15 protein-coding genes are annotated in these 17874 nt (G+C 72.5%); 9 read left to right on the top strand and 6 right to left on the bottom strand.

The window, feature by feature from the left end:
- The first annotated feature begins 61 nt into the window (after nucleotides 1–61).
- The 3 genes from CRYAR_RS29840 to CRYAR_RS29830 all read left to right on the top strand — a co-directional run bounded on the left by CRYAR_RS29840 (nucleotide 62) and on the right by CRYAR_RS29830 (nucleotide 3410).
- A complete protein-coding gene (locus CRYAR_RS29840; RefSeq protein WP_035856658.1) occupies nucleotides 62–1714 on the top strand; it encodes an alpha-keto acid decarboxylase family protein in 1653 nt (550 codons plus the stop codon).
- A gap of 80 nt (nucleotides 1715–1794) precedes the next feature.
- Entirely contained in the window at nucleotides 1795–2958 is a 1164-nt protein-coding gene (locus CRYAR_RS29835; protein ID WP_084701095.1) for an MFS transporter, read from the top strand.
- A gap of 62 nt (nucleotides 2959–3020) precedes the next feature.
- Nucleotides 3021–3410 carry a PPOX class F420-dependent oxidoreductase gene (locus CRYAR_RS29830; RefSeq protein WP_035856657.1) on the top strand — a complete coding sequence of 130 codons (390 nt, stop codon included), beginning with the start codon at nucleotides 3021–3023 and terminating at the stop codon, nucleotides 3408–3410.
- Here CRYAR_RS29830 and CRYAR_RS29825 read toward each other — a convergent pair.
- Nucleotides 3361–4110 (bottom strand): glutamine amidotransferase, encoded by a 750-nt coding sequence (locus CRYAR_RS29825; RefSeq protein WP_035856655.1) that lies wholly within the window; start codon nucleotides 4108–4110, stop codon nucleotides 3361–3363. The genes CRYAR_RS29830 and CRYAR_RS29825 overlap by 50 nt on opposite strands.
- The gene (locus CRYAR_RS29820) at nucleotides 4107–4850 is read right to left on the bottom strand and encodes a helix-turn-helix domain-containing protein (RefSeq protein ID WP_035856654.1); all 744 of its coding nucleotides are present in this window, start codon (nucleotides 4848–4850) and stop codon (nucleotides 4107–4109) included. The genes CRYAR_RS29825 and CRYAR_RS29820 overlap by 4 nt, the downstream gene beginning before the upstream one ends.
- Nucleotides 4851–4856: 6 nt before the next feature.
- Here CRYAR_RS29820 and CRYAR_RS47620 point away from each other — a divergent pair, with 6 nt between their 5' ends.
- Nucleotides 4857–5072 (top strand): hypothetical protein, encoded by a 216-nt coding sequence (locus CRYAR_RS47620; protein WP_157018171.1) that lies wholly within the window; start codon nucleotides 4857–4859, stop codon nucleotides 5070–5072.
- Here CRYAR_RS47620 and ilvA read toward each other — a convergent pair.
- Nucleotides 5056–6306 carry a threonine ammonia-lyase IlvA gene (gene ilvA / locus CRYAR_RS29815; protein WP_051572253.1) on the bottom strand — a complete coding sequence of 417 codons (1251 nt, stop codon included), beginning with the start codon at nucleotides 6304–6306 and terminating at the stop codon, nucleotides 5056–5058. The genes CRYAR_RS47620 and ilvA overlap by 17 nt on opposite strands.
- Before the next feature lie 19 nt (nucleotides 6307–6325).
- A complete protein-coding gene (locus CRYAR_RS29810; protein WP_157018169.1) occupies nucleotides 6326–7969 on the bottom strand; it encodes an FAD-binding dehydrogenase in 1644 nt (547 codons plus the stop codon).
- A gap of 133 nt (nucleotides 7970–8102) precedes the next feature.
- Here CRYAR_RS29810 and CRYAR_RS29805 point away from each other — a divergent pair, with 133 nt between their 5' ends.
- Nucleotides 8103–9107, top strand: coding sequence for a 2-dehydropantoate 2-reductase (locus tag CRYAR_RS29805; RefSeq protein ID WP_035856651.1), 1005 nt, complete (start codon nucleotides 8103–8105; stop codon nucleotides 9105–9107).
- Here CRYAR_RS29805 and CRYAR_RS29800 read toward each other — a convergent pair.
- The gene (locus CRYAR_RS29800) at nucleotides 9097–9642 is read right to left on the bottom strand and encodes a MarR family winged helix-turn-helix transcriptional regulator (RefSeq protein ID WP_051571111.1); all 546 of its coding nucleotides are present in this window, start codon (nucleotides 9640–9642) and stop codon (nucleotides 9097–9099) included. The genes CRYAR_RS29805 and CRYAR_RS29800 overlap by 11 nt on opposite strands.
- A 32-nt stretch (nucleotides 9643–9674) precedes the next feature.
- On the opposite strand from CRYAR_RS29800, the gene CRYAR_RS29795 reads away from it, so the two are divergent.
- The 4 genes from CRYAR_RS29795 (at nucleotide 9675) to CRYAR_RS43825 (ending at nucleotide 17380) form a co-directional block, all read left to right on the top strand.
- Nucleotides 9675–10430, top strand: coding sequence for a helical backbone metal receptor (locus tag CRYAR_RS29795; RefSeq protein ID WP_211247703.1), 756 nt, complete (start codon nucleotides 9675–9677; stop codon nucleotides 10428–10430).
- Nucleotides 10431–10828: 398 nt separating this feature from the next.
- Nucleotides 10829–14083, top strand: a complete 3255-nt coding sequence (gene icmF / locus CRYAR_RS29790) for a fused isobutyryl-CoA mutase/GTPase IcmF (RefSeq protein ID WP_035856650.1) — start codon at nucleotides 10829–10831, stop codon at nucleotides 14081–14083.
- A gap of 47 nt (nucleotides 14084–14130) precedes the next feature.
- A complete protein-coding gene (locus CRYAR_RS29785) occupies nucleotides 14131–15096 on the top strand; it encodes a hypothetical protein (RefSeq protein ID WP_035856649.1) in 966 nt (321 codons plus the stop codon).
- A 52-nt stretch (nucleotides 15097–15148) separates the two neighbouring features.
- Entirely contained in the window at nucleotides 15149–17380 is a 2232-nt protein-coding gene (locus CRYAR_RS43825) for an ATP-binding protein (protein WP_051571110.1), read from the top strand.
- On the opposite strand, the gene CRYAR_RS29775 is transcribed toward CRYAR_RS43825, so the two are convergent.
- The gene (locus CRYAR_RS29775) at nucleotides 17368–17820 is read right to left on the bottom strand and encodes a DUF309 domain-containing protein (RefSeq protein WP_051571109.1); all 453 of its coding nucleotides are present in this window, start codon (nucleotides 17818–17820) and stop codon (nucleotides 17368–17370) included. The genes CRYAR_RS43825 and CRYAR_RS29775 overlap by 13 nt on opposite strands.
- Nucleotides 17821–17874 lie beyond the last annotated feature (54 nt).

Raw genomic sequence — 17874 nt, 5'->3', positions numbered from 1 at the left:
TTTTGCTCAACCAACCACCCTCATCTTGCCGTTCTGACCCCCGAACGGCAGCGTCACGTTCATGCGTGAGGTCACGGTTTCCGGGTATCTGGCCGAGCGGTTACGCCAGAACGGCGTGGCGCACCTCTTCGGTGTCCCCGGCGATTTCACCTCGGCGCTCATCGACGGCCTGCTCGCGGGCGGTCAGCAGCGCTGGGTGGGCTCCCCGAACGAGCTCAACGCGGGCTACGCGGCCGACGCCTACGCGCGCCGCCGGGGGCTCGCCGCGGTCGTCACGACCTACGGCGTGGGCGAGCTGAGCTGCCTCAACGCGATCGCCGGCGCGTACGCCGAGCAGGTGCCCGTCGTCCAGATCACCGGATCGCCGGCCACCGGAGCAGCCGGGAAACTCCTGCACCACACGCTCGCCGACGGCGACCTCGGGCACTTCGCGCGGGCCTACCGCGAGGTCACCGCCGCGACCGAGGTGCTCACCCACGAGCGCGCGGCCGAACAGATCGACGCCGCGCTCGCCACCGCGCTCGAGACGTCCCGCCCGGTCTACCTGAGCGTGCCCGCCGACGTGGCCGACGCGACGACCGACGCCGAGCGCCTCGCCACCCCGCTCCCCAGGACCAAGGTGGACGCCGCCGCGCTCGCCGCGTTCGCGAACGCCGCGCGCAACCTCCTCCGGACCAAGGACGGTCAGGTCACGGTCGTCGCCGGTCACGAGGTCGAGCGCCGCCAGGCCACCCGCGAGCTGCGTGCGCTGGTCGAGGCCGGCCCGCTGCCGTTCGTCACGCTCGTCTCGAGCAAGGGATGTGTGAACGAGGACCACCCCTGCTTCGCCGGGGTCTACTGGGGCGACCTGGGCGTGAAGTCCGCCCGCCACGCCGTCGACCAGGCCGCCGTGCTGATCACCGTCGGCACGCTGATGACCGACGTCGTCTCCGGTGCGTTCACCGCACGCAACGACCCGGCGGCCACGATCGAGATCCGGGGCACCTCGGCCCGGGTGGCCCAGGAGACGTTCGACGGCGTGCCGATGCACGCCGCCCTCGCCGCGCTCACCGGCCTGGCCAGCGAGTACGCGACGCTGCCGGCGGCCGGGCTGCCCGCGTCGGCCGTGCTGGGCTACCGCGCGGAGGAGGAGTACGGGCCGGTCACCGACGCGCTCACGCAGATCTCGCTGTGGGAGAGCCTGGAGGAGTGGCTGCCGAGGAACTCGACGCTGCTCGCGGAGATCGGCACGTCGTTCTGGGGCGCGGCCAGCATCACGTTCCCCCGCGGCACCGCGTTCGTCGCGCAGCCGGTGTGGAGCTCGGTCGGGTACACGCTGCCCGCCACCCTCGGCGCCGGGCTCGCCGAACCGCAGCGCCGCCCGGTGCTCGTGATCGGCGACGGCGCCGCGCAGATGACCGCCCAGGAGATCGGCGCGATGGCGGCGAACGGCCTGGCGCCGGTCGTGCTGGTCGTGAACAACGCCGGCTACACGATCGAGCGGGTGCGTCAGAGCCCCACCGCGTCCTATCACGACGTCGCGCCGTGGAACTGGAGCGGGCTGGTGCGGTCGATGGCCCCGCACGCGCACACCTACCGGGTCACCAGCCGCAGCGAGCTCCGCGCGGCCCTGGCCAGCGCCGGCGCCGCCCCCGACAAGATGGTGTTCATCGAGGCCGTGCTCCCGTCGGCCGACACGCCCCCGATGCTGCGGCGGCTCGCCGGGACGCACTGATATTCGCTGGCCCGGCGTGCGACGATCAGCCTATGCGACGACATTGATTCAGCCGCGGTGACCAGGGCCCCACGCACCGGTTGATCCGACGCGTCCAGGCGTTGGTCTTCACGTACGAACTGATCCCGCTCTACCCGGTCTACGCGTTGCTGTTCGCGGACGCCGGAATGTCGGCGGGCCAGATCAGCGTGCTGTTCGGCGTCTGGTCGTTCGCCGGGTTCGTGCTCGAGGTGCCGTCCGGCGCGCTGGCCGACCGGATTCCGCGGCGCCATCTGCTCGTCGCCGGGATGCTGATGCGTGCCGGGGGGTTCGCGTCCTGGATCCTCTGGCCGACGTTCCCCGGTTTCGCGCTCGGCTTCGTGCTGTGGGGCGCCGGTGGCGCGGCCTCGTCGGGCACCTGGGAGGCGCTCGTCTACGACGAGCTCACCCGCTACGGCACCGCGGATCGTTATGCCCGCTTCCTCGGTCGCGCCGAAGCGCTGTCGGCGGCCGGCTCGGTCGCCGGTACCGCGCTCGCCGCTCCGCTGATGGCGCTCGGCGGCTACCCGCTCGTCGGTTGGGCCTCCGTCGCCGTCTGCCTGTTCGCGACCGCGTTGGCGTCCCGCCTTCCGAAAGGCGCTCCACCCGCTTCGCCCGCCACCCCCGGCCCCGGCACGGATCCCGAACCCGGTTACCTCGACACGCTCCGCGCCGGGATCCGGGAGGCGGTCACGAACCGCCGGGTCGGGCGCGTGGTGCTCGTCGTGGTGTTCCTCAGCGGCGTCACCGCCGTCGAGGAGTACTTCGGCCTGCTCGCCGTCGACCTCGCGTCCCCGGCCGTCCTGCCGCTCCTGCTCCTCGTCCCCACCGCCGGCTACACGCTCGGCGCTGAGCTCGGCGGGCGTCTCGGCGACATCGCACCGCGCCGCCTCGCGGTCGTCGTGGCGCTGGGGACCGCGCTCCTCGCCGCCGGCGCCCTGATCCGGCACCCGCTCGGCTTCGTCGCGCTCGGCGTCGGGTTCGGGCTGCTGGGCTTCGGCATCGTGGTGGCCGGAGCCCGGCTGCAGGACACGCTGACCGGCCCGCGCGCCACCGTGACGTCGGTCGCCAACGTGGGGGAGGAGGTCGTCGCGCTCGTGGTCTACGCGGCGTTCGGCGCCGCCTCGGGCACCGCGTCGCTGCCGGTCCTGACCGCGCTGGCCGTCGTCCCGATCCTCGCGCTGGCGCTTCGTGTCCCCCGGTGGCTCCCGCCCGCAAAAAAATAACAAGCCCATATCCTCTGCAACAAAACCTTCCACTACAAACCAATGTCTGCCACGATAGCTCCGTGCACCCCGACGTGAACGCCCTCTTCGACGCCCGCAACTTCGCCACGATCGCCACCGTCAACCCCGACGGATCACCCCAGTCGAGCGTGCTCTGGGTATTGCGTGACGGCGACGACCTGCTGTTCTCCGTGCTCGACCACCGCGCGAAGGCACGCAACATCGTCCGCGACCCCCGGGTGAGCGTCACCGTCCACGACGAGGCCAACCCCTACACGTCGGCCGAGGTGCGCGGCACCGCCACGCTCGAACCCGACCCCGGCAAGGAGCTACCGGCCCGGCTCTCCCACAAGTATCTCGACGTCGACCCGCCGAACGAGTCCGACGACGAGCGCCGCCTGGTCATCCGTGTGCGGCCGACGACCGTTCACTACGCCGCGCTACTCGGATGAACGCCCGGAGCACCTCCGGCGGGTACCGCACGTCGCTCGCGTAGGCCAGCGCCTTGATCTCGTCGGCTTCCTCCGGCGCGAAGTACCCGGCGTACTTGTAGACGTCGACGCGGGTGCAGAGCCCGTCGGCGTCGAGCTCCGGGTGGAACTGCGTCGCGTAGACGTGCCGGCCGATCCGGAACGCCTGCACCGGGCAGGTCGGCGAACTGGCCAGCAGCACCGCGTGCGGTGGCAGCACGCGTATCGCTTCCTTGTGGCCGACGAAGGCCTGGAACGTCGGTGGGACGTCGTCGAACAGCGGGTCCGGTGCGACGACCGTGATCTCGACCGCGCCGACCGGCTCGCTGTACGTGCGGTCGACGAGCGCGCCCTGCTGGCCACCGAGCGTCCCGATGCCGTAGCACGCGCCGAGGAACGGGAAGTCGGCGTCGACGACGCGCCCGATCAGCGCCCCGAGCTCGGCCTCCACCCGCTGCTGGACCAGGGTCTTGGACGCCTGCGGGTCGGACACGTTGAACGGCCCGCCGCCGAGCAGGATGCCCGACCAGTCGCCGAGGTCGACGTCGCCCAGCGGTGCCTGTTCGAGCCGGTGCCGGCGCAGATCCCGCTCGGCCAGCCCGGAGAAGCGGAGGAACGCGTCGTACTCTTCGTCGGCCGCGGCGTCGTCGGCGCGGGTCCCGAGCAACAGGAACGGTTTCACCGGGACACCCTAAGCCGAGTGGCGGTTTCTTCGTCGGCAGGCAGGAACGCCTCGAGTTTCAGCTCGGCCACGGTGACGTCCAGCGCGGTGGCGAACGTCGTCACGGTGGTGGTCAGGCGCAGGTCGTCGAGCTGCAGCGGCACCGCGAAGCCGACGTGGTCCGCGGTGATCGTGCGTGCCGGTGCGTAGCCCGCGAGCTCCTCGACCAGCTCGGCGAGCCGCGTGGACGGATGGGCGGCGAGCTCCTGCCGGGCCCGGTCGACCACGTGGTGCGCCCACTGCCCGAAGTTCCGGATCCGTGGGGCCAGGCCGTGCGGGTGCAGGGCCAGCCGGTACACGTTCACCGGGGGAGTCAGGAGGGCCGGCGCGACGCCGTCGGTGAGCAGGCTCAGCGCTCGATTGGCGTCGACGAGAGTGCCGTGACGGTCGACGACGACGGCGGGGTACGGTTCGTGCCCGGCCAGGACGTGACGCAGCGCCGTGCGCACGCCGGGCAGGTCCGCGAGCGGTGTCTCCGGGTAGACGGGCGCGTAGCCGGCCGAGGCCAGCAGCTCGTTGCGTTCGCGCAGCGGCAGGTCGAGCGACTCGGCCAGGCGGACGACGAGCGTGCGCCCGGGCGCGGAGCGGCCGCTCTCCAGGAAGCTCAGGTGCCGCTGGGTGGTTCCGGCGCGGATCGCCAGCTGGAGCTGGCTGACGTTGCGGCCGCGCCGCCGGGTGCGCAGCGCCGTCGGGAAGTCCATGTCCCGGTGTCTATCAGTGCCGTCGATACCTTCGAGGGAATTGTCGTGCTGTCCATGTACCGGTCGGAGCGCGAGTACGCGCTGCTCGTCGCCGGGTCGGCCGAGCAGGTCCGGGAGCGGCTGGCCGAGTACGCCGGCGTCGAGCACCTCGTGCTCCGCGTCGCCGCGCCAGACCTGGCGACCCAGCGCGAGCAGCTGGCGCTGCTCAGACCAGGAACCTGAAGAGCGGGCTGTCGGTCTCCACCCGCTCGATCCGCGACGGTGCCTCGTTCATCCGCTTGAGCAGCGGCTCCAGGTCCTCCGCGCGCCCGAGCTCGATGCCCACCAGCGCGGGCCCGGTCTCCCGGTTGTTGCGCTTCACGTACTCGAACAGCGTGATGTCGTCGTCGGGCCCGAGCACCTCGTCGAGGAAGCGACGCAGCGCGCCCGGTTCCTGCGGGAACTCGACCAGGAAGTAGTGCTTGCGCCCTTCGTGCACCAGCGCCCGCTCGACGACCTCGGCGTACCGGCTCACGTCGTTGTTGCCGCCGGACAGGACACAGAGCACGGTCGAGTCGGGCTCGACGTCGAGCACACGGCCCAGCACGCTCGGCGCCAGCGCGCCCGCGGGCTCGGCGATGATGCCGTCGGACTGGTAGAGCTCCAGCATCTCGACGCACACCTGGCCCTCCGGCACGGCGATCAGCTCGGTGCCTTTCACCAGGGGATAGGTCAGCTCCCCGACCCGGCGCACGGCCGCGCCGTCGACGAACCCGTCGAGGTCGTCGAGCGTGACCGGTCCGCCCGCGGCGATCGCGGCGGCCATGCCGGCGGCCCCGGCCGGCTCGACCCCGACGACACGCACCGACGGGTACCGCTCACGCAGCCAGGCCAGCGACCCGGCCAGCAGCCCTCCGCCGCCGACCGGGATCACGACGAGGTCGGGCACCTCGTCGAGCTGCTCGAACGCCTCTTTCAGGACGGTTCCCTGCCCGGCGATCGTCCGGGGGTCGTCGAACGCGGGCGCGAGCGTCGCGCCGGTGCGTGCGGCGTCCTCGGCGGCGGCGGCCGCCGCGTCGTCGTAGCTCTCCCCGGTGACGATCAGCTCGACGGCCGCGCCGCCGAGCGCGGCGATGCGGTCCCGCTTCTGCCGCGGCGTCGGCCGGGGCACGAAGACCTTCCCGCGGACGCCGAGCGCGGCGCACGCGTACGCGAGGCCCTGCCCGTGGTTGCCCGCGCTCGCGCAGACCACACCGCGCGAGCGGGCGTCCTCGTCGAGCTGGGCGATCAGGTTGTAGGCGCCGCGCACCTTGTACGAGCGGACGACCTGCAGGTCTTCGCGTTTGAGCCAGACCGAGGCGCTGGTCCGCGCGGAGAGGCGCAGGTTGCGCTCCAGGGGAGTACGCGAGACGACCGCGCCCAACCGCACGGCGGCGGCTTCGACGGCCTCCGCGTCAACTGTTGTCACGCCTCTGATCCTCGCACCCCGGCGGGGGTCAGCCGACAGCGCTCGCGGCGGCCCGGCCCGCGGTCCGGCCGGAGAACAGGCAGCCGCCCAGGAACGTGCCCTCCAGCGCCCGGTAACCGTGCATGCCGCCCCCGCCGAACCCGGCGACCTCCCCGGCCGCGTACAGCCCGTCGATCGGAGCACCGTCGGCCCCGAGCACCCGGCCGGACAGGTCCGTCTGGAGCCCACCGAGCGTCTTCCGCGTCAGAATGTGCAGTTTGACGGCGATGAGCGGACCGGCCGACGGATCCAGGAACCGGTGCGGCGACGCCACCCGGATGAGCCGGTCGCCCCGGTAGGCGCGGGCGCCGCGCAACGCCGTGATCTGTAGGTCCTTCGTGTACGGGTTGGCCATCTCCCGGTCGCGGGCCATCACCTGCCGCTCGATGTCGGCCGCGTCCAGCAGCGCGGTCCCGGTGAGCTTGTTCATCCCGGCCACCAGCTCCGGCAGGTTGTCGGCGACCACGAAGTCGACGCCGTTCTTCTTGAACGCCTCCACCGGGCCGGGCGCACCCGGACGCACGCGCTGCAGCAGCAGCCGCACGTCCTTCCCGGTCAGGTCGGGGTTCTGCTCGGAGCCGGAGAGCGCGAACTCCTTCTCGATGACCTTCTGGGTCAGCACGAACCAGGTGTGGTCGTGGCCGGTCCTGGTGATGTGCTCGAGCGTCCCGAGCGTGTCGAACCCGGGGAACAGCGGCACCGGCAGGCGCTTCCCGGTGGCGTCGAACCAGAGCGACGACGGGCCGGGCAGGATCCGGATGCCGTGGCTCGGCCACACCGGATCCCAGTTCGTGATGCCCTCGGTGTAGTGCCACATCCGGTCGCGGTTGACCACCCGGCCGCCCGCCGACTCGGTGATGCCGAGCATCCGACCGTCGACGTGCGCGGGGACACCGGTGAGCAGGCTCTTCGGCGGTTCGCCGAGCCGGGTGGGCCAGTTGGCGCGCACCAGGTCGTGGTTGCCGCCGATGCCGCCGGAGGTGACGATCACGGCCTGCGCCCGGAGCGCGAAGTCCCCGACCACCTCCCGCGAGCTCGGAGCGCCGCGGCGGGCGTCGTCGGGTGCGAGGATGCTGCCGCTGACGCCGGTGACCGCGCCGTTGTCGGTGAGCAGCAGGTCGACGCGGTGCCGGAAGCGCAGCTCCACGTTCCCGGCGGCACGCACCCGGCGGACGAACGGCGCGATGACGCCCGGCCCGGTGCCCCAGGTGATGTGGAACCGCGGTACCGAGTTGCCGTGCCCGGTGGCGTCGTAGCCGCCCCGCTCGGCCCAGTTCACCAGCGGGAACAGGCCGATGCCCGTCGAACGCAGCCACGAGCGTTTCTCGCCCGCCGCGAAGTCGACGTACGCCTCGGCCCAGCGGCGGGCCCAGGTGTCCTCGTCCTCCCGGTCGAAGCCCGCGGTGCCGAGCCAGTCCTGCCAGGCCAGGTCGTGGGAGTCGCGGATGCCCATCCGGCGCTGCTCGGGGGAGTTCACCAGGAACAGGCCGCCGAACGACCAGAACGCCTGGCCGCCGAAGGACGCCTCGGGCTCCTGGTCCAGGAGGATCACCGATTTCCCGGCGTCGGCCAGCTCGGCCGTGGCCACCAGACCGGCCAACCCGCTTCCGACGACGATGACGTCCGCGTCCATGCCCGCTCCCTCTGTGGTTCCGGTGGGCATACCCTGCGCGGCGCGGCCGAGCGGGTCAACGATCGGCGCAGCCGACTTGTCAGTACCTGACGAAGGTTCCGACAATGCGGGTCACGAACGAGGGAGCAACGGAGTGCGAAGCCGGATCGTCGTACTGGGCGCGGGTCTGATCGGTCTCTACGTCGGCGGGGCGCTGCACGCCTCCGGCGCCGAGGTGGCGCTGATCGGCAGAGAGCGGATGCGCCGCTACACCGAGGCGCCGCTCGAGCTCACCGATCTCGACGGCGGACGCATCGAGATCCCGGCCGGCGCGCTCGACTACTCCCTCGACCCGACCGCGCTGGCCGACGCCGGGCTGGTGCTGCTCGCGGTGAAGAGCGCCGACACGCCGGCCGCCGCCGACCTGATCGCCACGTACGCCCCGCAGCGCCCGGTGGTGCTCAGCCTGCAGAACGGCGTCGGCAACGTCGACGTGCTGCAGACCCGGCTCCCGGACTACGAGATCGTGCCCGGCATGGTGCCGTTCAACGTCGTCTCGCCGGAGGACGGACGACTGCACCGGGCCACCGAGGGCGGGTTGATGGCCGGTCGCACGAGCGCGCTCGATCCGTGGCTGCCGTCCTTCGCGGCCGCCGGCCTGCCGGTGACGCTGCGCGCGGACTTCGCGCCGGTGCAGTGGGGCAAGATGCTGCTCAACCTCAACAACGCGGTGAACGCGCTGGCCGGGGTGCCGCTGCGGGCGGAGCTCTCGCAGCGGGCCTACCGGCGGGTGCTGGCGGCGCTGATCGAGGAGGCGCTCGCGGCGCTGCGCGCGGCGGGCATCCGGCCGGCGCGGGTCACGAAGGTCCCGCCGGGGGCGCTGCCGACGCTGCTGCGGGTGCCGGACGCGCTGTTCACCCGTCTGGCCGGCGCGATGCTGCGGATCGACCCGGAGGCCCGCTCGTCGATGGCCGAGGACCTGGACGCGGGCCGGCGCACCGAGGTCGAGTTCCTCAACGGGGCGGTGGTGCGCCTGGCCGAACGCGCGGGCGTCGACGCACCGGTCAACCGGGCGGTGGTCGCGCTGGTCCACGCGGCCGAGGAGCACGGGGCCCCGGCCCTGACCGGGGAACAGCTGCTGGCGGAGGTCACTCGCTGAACGCGTCGGGCCAGCTCCGCCGGGGGTCGTCGGCGGGGAAGTCGCCGGCGTGCAGCCGGACGTCCCGGAGCAGGTCGTAGAGCTCGCGCATCTTCTCCGGGTCGAGCGAGTCGAGCGCGAACCGCACCTCGACGAGCGCCTGGGTGGCCCGCTCGGTGACCTCGCGGCCGGCGTCGGTGATCACGACGAGCGTCGTGCGCCGATCGGTGGGATGGGGTTCGCGCCGGATGAACTCCTGCGCCTGCAACCGGTCGACGATGTTCGTGATGCTGGTGGGGTGGACCATCAGCCGCTGGCCCATCTTGCTCATCGGCAGGCTGCCCTGGCGGCTGAAACACAGCAGCACGAGCGCCTCGTACCGGGCGAACGTCAGCTGCAGCGGACGCAGCGCGGCCTCGATGCGCCCCAGCAGCAGCTGCTGCACCCGCATGATCGAGGTGGCGACGGCCATCGCGTCGGTCTCGTCCCAGCGAGCGCTCCACTTGCGGGCGGCTTCCTCGACCGGGTCGAACGGTAGCGAGCTCGGCGCAGCCATGGACCGCAGCGTATCGGCCTATCGTCGGGGGCATGGCGACGGTGGTGGACGACCTCGGTCACACGGTGACGCTGCCCGGGGAGGTGCGCCGGGTGGTGAGCATCGTGCCGTCGCTGACCGAGACGGTCGCGGCGAGCGCACGCGAGCTGCTCGTGGGCGTCACCGACTGGTGCACGCACCCGGCCGACCTGGACGTTCCTCGTCTCGGTGGCACGAAGAACCCCGACGTGGCGGCGATCGTCGCGGTCGCGCCCGACCTCGTGCTCGCCAACCAGGAGGAGAACCGCGCCCCCGACCTGGACGCACTGCGTGCGGCCGGCGTCCCGGTGTACGTGACCGACATCCGCACGGTCCCCGCCGCCCTCTCGTCGCTGGAGCGGCTGCTCACCGCGCTCGGGCTGGCCCGCCCGGCCTGGCTGGACGCCGCCGCCGACGAGTGGCGGGTCGCGGTCCCCGCCGTGTCCACGGCGGTGGTGCCGATCTGGCGGCGGCCGTGGATGGCGCTGGGGTCGGACACGTTCGCCGGTGACCTGGTCGAGCGGCTGGGGTACCGCAACGTGTTCGCGGACAGCCCGGAGCGGTATCCGAGGTTCGACCCGGCCGCGTTGCCGCCGGTCGACCTCGTTCTGCTGCCCGACGAGCCGTACGAGTTCACGCCCGGCGACGGCCCGGAGGTGTTCCCGGGCACGCCGTTCGCGTGCGTCGACGGCCGCTCGCTGACCTGGTACGGCCCCAGCCTGGCCGGGGCCCGCGCGCGCCTGCTGGCGCGGATCAACCGACCCGGGTGAAGTCCGGCGGGTAGTCCGGGCCGGCGACGCCGAGCGCGTCGCCGGTGCGGACGTGGTCCTCGGGGGCCGGGCTCACCGACAGCGGACCGCTGTTGCTCCGCGGCCGGGAACGTCGGCACGGTCTCGTCCGGAGTGTCGCGCAGAGTGGCGGCGGCCTCGTCGCGGACCCTGGTGAGCACCGCGCCGAACGAGCACCGCGCCGGCGTGCAACGCGTCCCGGCCCACGAGCGGACGACCGTCGGGCTCGGCGCACACCGCGGACGGCAGCAGCGGCGAGCCGTCGAACAGGCCCCGCGTGTCGTGGCGCACAGGATAGAGCCCGGCGGAACCTGGACATTTTTGCTTGGTAGTCAGATAGTAGGAAGTCAAAGTAATCGACTCGGGACGGGACCACGTTCATGCCTCCGTCGCTCCACGTGCCGGTGAACCCGGTCCGCTTCGTCACCGCGTCCAGCCTGTTCGACGGGCACGACGCGGCGATCAACATCATGCGGCGGATCCTGCAGTCGCAGGGTGCGGAGGTGATCCACCTCGGCCACAACCGCTCGGTGCGCGAAGTGGTGGACGCGGCGATCGAGGAGGACGTCCAGGGCGTCGCGATCAGCGCCTACCAGGGCGGGCACGTCGAGTACTTCAGCTACCTGGTCGAGCTGCTGAACGAGCGCGGCGCCGGACACATCAAGGTGTTCGGCGGCGGCGGGGGAGTGATCGTGCCGGAGGAGATCCGGCTTCTGCACTCCCGCGGCGTCGCCCGCATCTTCTCGCCCGCCGACGGCCAGAAGATGGGTCTCGCGGCCATGATCAACTCGATGATCGCGGCCTGCGACTACTCCCTCGCCACCGGCGAGAGCGCACCGGTCACGGGCGTCGCGGAGATTCTCGGCGCGGCGGCGGCGACGCCGACGATCGACCAGGACACCGCGCTGGACGGTCTGTTCACCGGCGCCACCAGCGCCGTCGCGCGGGCGATCACCTTCGCCGAGGCCGACCGGTTGCCCGCCGAGCTCACCGCCGAGATCGAGGCCAGGGCCGCGGCCCGCACCGTGCCGGTACTCGGCATCACCGGCACCGGTGGGTCGGGCAAGTCGTCGCTCACCGACGAGCTCGTCCGCCGGTTCCGGCTCGACCAGCAGGACAAGCTGCGGATCGCGGTGCTCGCGGTCGACCCCACCCGACGCCGGGGCGGCGGCGCGCTGCTCGGCGACCGCATCCGGATGAACGGCCTCGACGGCGACGTCGTGTTCTTCCGCTCGCTGGCCACCCGCGGCGCCGGCCGCGAACTCCCCGACGGGCTCGAACGGGCCATCGAGATCTGCCGGGCCGCGGGCTTCGACCTGGTGGTCGTCGAGACCCCGGGCATCGGCCAGGGCGACGCCGCGATCGTCCCGTTCGTCGACACCTCGCTGTACGTGATGACGCCCGAGTTCGGCGCGGCGTCCCAGCTCGAGAAGATCGACATGCTCGACTACGCCGACGCGGTCGCGATCAACAAGTTCGAGCGCCGCGGCGCGGAGGACGCCCGCCGTGACGTCGCCCGCCAGCTCGTACGCAACCGGGAGGCGTTCGGCGCCGCCTGGGCCGACATGCCGGTGTTCGGGACCAGCGCCGCGACCTTCAACGACGACGGCGTCACCGCGCTCTACCAGTACCTGCGCGACGAACTCGCGGGCACCGGCCTGCCGGTCGCCGAGGGAGTCCTCCCGGCCGTGGAGGGCAAGACCTCGACGGCGGCCTCGACCGTGGTGCCCCCGACCAGGGCCCGCTATCTCGCCGAGATCGCCGGGAACGTCCGCGGTTACCACGCCACCACGACCACCCAGGTCGACGCCGTGCGTCAGCGCGCTCATCTCGTCGCCGCGCACGAAGCACTGACGGCCGCCGGTGCACCCACGGACGCCCTGCGCACGCTCATCGACGGGGTGGCCGTCGACCGCGACGCGGACGCGCTGCTGGCCTCCTGGCCGCAGCTGGAAGCCGACTACTCCGGCGACGAGCTCGTGACCAGGGTCCGCGACCGCGAGCTGCGTACCGTGCTCCGCAAGGAGACGCTCTCGGGCACCAAGGTGCCGCGGGTGGCGCTGCCGCGCCACGTCGACGAGGGCGAGCGGCTCCGTTTCCTGCGCGCCGAGAATCTCCCCGGCCGGTTCCCGTTCACCGCCGGCGTCTTCCCGTTCAAACGCGAGGGCGAGGACCCGGCACGCATGTTCGCCGGCGAGGGCGACGCGTTCCGCACGAACCGCCGCTTCAAGTACCTGAGCTCCGGCGACTCCGCTACCCGGCTCTCCACCGCGTTCGACTCGGTGACGCTCTACGGGCGCGACCCCGACACCCCGCCGGACGTCTACGGCAAGATCGGCACGTCCGGGGTCTCGATCGCCACGCTCGACGACATGAAGGCGCTCTACGACGGCTTCGATCTCACCGCGCCGACCACGTCGGTGAGCATGACGATCAACGGCCCGGCACCGACGATCCTCGCGTTCTTCCTCAACACGGTGATCGACCAGGAGCTGGAGCGGGGCGGCACCGCCGCCGACGCGCTGACGAAGGTGCGCGGCACCGTGCAGGCCGACATCCTCAAGGAGGACCAGGGCCAGAACACCTGCCTGTTCTCCACCGAGTTCAGCCTGAAGATGATGGCCGACATCCAGGAGTGGTTCATCCAGAACCAGGTCCGCAACTTCTACTCGGTGAGCATCTCCGGCTACCACATCGCCGAGGCCGGGGCGAACCCGATCAGCCAGCTCGCGTTCACGCTGGCCAACGGCTTCACCTACGTGGAGTCGTACCTGGCCCGCGGCATGGACGTCGACGACTTCGCGCCGAACCTCTCGTTCTTCTTCTCCAACGGCATGGACGCCGAGTACACCGTGCTCGGCCGCGTCGCCAGGCGGATCTGGGCGATCGCGATGAAAGAACGCTACGGCGCGAACGAGCGCAGCCAGAAGCTCAAGTACCACGTGCAGACGTCCGGCCGGTCGCTGCACGCCCAGGAGATGCAGTTCAACGACATCCGGACGACGCTGCAGGCGCTCACCGCGATCTACGACAACTGCAACAGCCTGCACACCAACGCCTACGACGAGGCGATCACCACCCCGACCGTCGCCTCGGTGCGCCGGGCCCTGGCGATCCAGTTGATCATCAACCGCGAGTGGGGCCTGGCGGTCAACGAGAACCCGCTGCAGGGCGCCTACGTCGTCGACGAGCTGACCGACCTGGTCGAGGAAGCCGTGCTGGCCGAGTTCGACCGCATCTCCGAGCGCGGCGGTGTGCTCGGGGCGATGGAGACCGGCTACCAGCGCGGCCGCATCCAGGACGAGTCGATGCTCTACGAGCAGCGCAAACACGACGGGTCGCTGCCGATCGTCGGCGTCAACACGTTCCTGCCGCCGGAGGGGAGCGAGGAGGTCGGCGAGATCGAGCTCGCCCGGGCCACCGAGGACGAGAAGCGCTCGCAGGTCGAGCGGGTACGCGCGTTCCAGGAGTCGCACCGGCCCGAGGCGCGCGAGGCCCTGCGTCGTCTCAAGGACGCGGCGATGGCCGGCGACAACGTCTTCGCGGTACTGATGGACGCCGCCCGGGTGTGCAGCCTGGGCCAGATCACCGAGGCCTTCTTCGAGGTGGGCGGCGAATACCGCCGCAATGTCTAGCGTGTCGGATTGGGATGAACCGGGGTAATCGGGTTGGATCTGGGCCGGTGGAGCGTAGCCTTCAGGAGCCCGAGTTCCGGGAACCCAGCAGCGACGAATCTGACTGGACCCGGTACGACGTGCCCTACGGAGCGCCGTACGAGCGTCCGGGGACGCTCTACGGCCGGTCCGCGACGGTGTACGGGCGGACGGTTACGGACGACGACCCGGACGACTCCGCCGAGCCCGTCCCCGAGGAGCCCGGGTTTCTGGGCTTCACCGGCGTTCCCGAGCCGGGGCCAGGGCGGCACTCGCAGGCCGGGGTCCGGCACCGCCGGGTCAGCCGGTCGTTCGAGGCGGCCGGGTTGCCGGTGGTCGCGCTCGGCCTCGCGGTGCTCGCGATCCTGATCGGCGGCATCGCGACGGTCACCGGCCTGATCGCGGTCGGCCGGGCGGCGAGCGCCGAATCCGCGGCCGAGCGGGCGGCCAGCGCGGCGGCGAGCGCGGTGGCGGCCGGGGCCCCGTCGACACCGGGGGTGGCGCAGCCGGTGGCACCGGCGCCCGAGCCGCCCGCGCCGCCGCGGCCGAGCCCGACCGCGTCACTGAACCCCGATCGCCTGGATCCGGCCGGCAACTACGAGCTGGCCTACGCTGTCCAGCCGGTGCGGGTGCAGCCGAGCACCTGCGAGGGCACCGACCTCGACCTGGACGAGCCCCGGGTGCTGCCACCGGCCGGGGCCGACGCCGCGTACGGCAGCTGCGCCGACGGCTTCCACCTGGACTTCGGCGAGTCGGCGCGGTTCGCGGTGGTGGCGGATCCGCAGGCGTCGGCCGGCGGGTGCGTGGAGGCGATCCAGTCCGACCCCGGCGTCGGGTGGGTCACGCCGTCGGCGGGCACCACGGTCTGCGTGCTCACCTCGCGGCTCGCGGCCGAGCCGCAGCAGCTGACCACCAAGCTCGTCCGGCTGACCGTGGAGACCGTGGAGAACGACGGGACGCTGGCCGCCGCGCTCACCGCGTGGGTGGTGCCCTGAGCACTCAGGACCGCGGTGCGCGCGCCGATTGAGCAGTGTGACGAACCGGACAATGCCTAACGTTACCGACCGGTCGGGTGTCGAGCTGCTCGTCGAGGTGGGCACGTTGCTGTCCGCCTCGACGGTCGCGACGCTGGACAGCGCGCTCGAACTGTCGGTGGTCGCGGTCACCGCGTTCGTCGGCGGACGCCGGGGCGAGCTGGTCGTGCGCCCGTCCGAGCCGTCCGAGCCGTTCCCGCTCGCGGACGCGCCCGGTCTCCCGGGGGCCTCCGGGCGGTCGGAGCCGCCGAGCCTGGCCGAGGCACCGGGGCTCACGCCCGGACTGCCGCCGGCGCCGGAACCCGGGGAGCACGCCGCGCCGGTGCCTCCGGCGCTCACGCCCGCCGCGGGGCCCGCGCCGCTCCCCGGGCTGCCGGCCGGTGCACCCGGCATCGGCGCCGCGCCGGGGCTCAGCGACATCCAGTGGCAGCGCCTTGACGAGGGTAGACCGACCGTCGACGACACCAGCCTCGGCGGCCCGGCCGTGCTCGTCCCGGTGGCCCACGGCGGCCTGGTCACCGCCGCGCTGCGCATCGGCGGCGTGGTCAACGAGACCGCTGTCGCCGAGCACCTGCGCGAGAGCGAGCGCGGTGAGGTCGCGGTCGGCGCCGGCGCGCTGATCGGTGCCGCGATCGCCCGCCGCGCCACGCTGCTCGCCGCCGACCTCGAGGAACACCACGCCCGGGCGCTGCTCGACCAGCTCAGCTCGGTCGTCGTCGAGATCGACACGCTGGGCCGGATCTCCTACGTCAACCCGGCGTTCACGCAGTTCACCGGCATCCCCGCCAGCGACGTGATCGGCCAGGGCGCGATGGACAGCGTCCACCCCGACGACCGTCAGGTCGCCGCCGAGCACATGGCCGAGATGTCGCGCCCCGACCGCGTCCGGTCCATGGTCCGCGACGTGCGTTTCCGCGACCGCGACGGCGACTCGCGCTGGATGGAGGTGCAGGGCGGCCCGCTCCTCGACGGCTCCGGCGCCCCGGTCGGGTTCGCCGGCACGCTGCACGACGTCACCGAACGGCGGCAGGAGACGCTCAACGCCCACGTCGCCCGCGACCGCGCCGAACAGGCCCGCGACCGGGCCGAACGCTCCAACCGCGCGAAGGGCGAGTTCCTGTCGCGGATGAGCCACGAGCTGCGCACGCCGCTCAACGCGATCCTCGGATTCGCCCAGCTGCTCGAATCGGCCGACCTGTCCCCGATCGACGCGGACAACCTCGGCCAGATCCTGCGCGCCGGACGACACCTGCTCGCCGTGCTCAACGACGCGCTCGACGTCGCCAGGATCGAGACCGGACGCCTCTCGCTCTCGGTGGAGGGCGTGCACGTCGAGCCGCTGGTCGAGGAGGCGCTCACGCTGATGCGACCGGCCGCCGAGGACGCCGGGGTCGCGCTCGAACGCCCCACGATGGCCACGACCGGCATGATCGCCCGCGCGGACCGGCAGCGCCTCCGCCAGGTGCTGCTCAACCTGCTGTCGAACGCGGTGAAGTACAACCGGCCCGGCGGACGCGTCACGGTCGACTTCCACCCGGCCGACGACCAGGGTGGCCGGGTGGCGGCCGGCGCCGCGACCTGGCTGCGGATCACGGTCACCGACACCGGGCTCGGCATCCCCGCCGACCGGCTGGACGACGTGTTCGTCCCGTTCGAGCGGCTCGGCGCCGAGCGGACCGGCGTCGAAGGCACTGGTCTGGGCTTGTCGCTGGTCAAGAGCCTGCTCGAGGCGATGGGCGCCCGGATCGGCGTGAGCAGCGTGGCCGGCTTCGGCAGCACCTTCCAGATCGATCTCCCGGCCTCCGCGGCCGGCCAGGACGACCCGGTGGAGCTGATCGTCGCCGGGATCGCGCCGGTGACGCCGACCGTGCACACGTCCACCGTGCTCTACGTCGAGGACAACCCCGCGAACGTGACGCTCGTGCAGCGGGTGCTCAGCAAGCGCGAGCAGCTCAACCTGGTGGTGGCTCCGGACGGCCCGTCCGGGCTGCGGCTGCTCGAGGAACTCCGGCCCGCGCTCGTCCTGCTCGACGTCCACCTGCCCGGCCTGTCGGGTGACGAGCTGCTCGCGGCCGTGCGCCATCACGCCGACCCGGTGCTGCGCCGGACACCGGTGGTGATCGTGACCGCGGACGTCTCCGGCGGGGCGGAGCAGCGCCTACGCGGGGGCGGAGCGGACGCGTTCCTGGCCAAGCCGATCGACGTGATGGCGTTGCTGGCCGAGGTCGACCGTCACGTCAGCTGAGGCGGCGCGGCCTTCTCCGGGGCGTCCCGGTGAGTGTCGTACCAGGTCAGCAGGCCCGGGACGTCGATGCCGTGGGGTGGTGCCGCCGCGTACGGCCGTAGCCGGGCCACGCCGCGGGCCAGCAGCGTCCCGGAGCCGGTCCGGTTGCCGCGCTGGGCGTGCGTGATGCCGACGCAGAACTGCGCGAGGCCCTGCCAGAGCTCGCGCTCGGACTCGGGTGCGGCCTTCCAGGCCGCCTCCAGCACCTCGTGAGCGGAGAAGGCGCGCCCACCGTCGAGAAGCCGCTGGGCCTCGGCGAGCGCCTGCGGAGGCGGCAACGGCTCCTCCGACACCGGGTCGACGCCCCGCGGGTCGCCGTAGGGGAGCGGACGGCCCGTCGCGTCGCGCGGGCGGGCCTGGCGTGGCCGTCCTCCGGAGTCCCGGTCCCGGTCGCCGCTCATGCGGTCACGATAATCGGCTGCGCGACCGGACCGGATCCGATCCACTGTGGTGCC

This window comes from Cryptosporangium arvum DSM 44712 (assembly GCF_000585375.1).
GTDB classification, from domain to species: Bacteria; Actinomycetota; Actinomycetes; order Mycobacteriales; family Cryptosporangiaceae; genus Cryptosporangium; species Cryptosporangium arvum.
The sequence above is the reverse complement of the archived record's forward strand: the minus strand, read 5'-3'. Positions and strand labels throughout refer to the sequence as shown.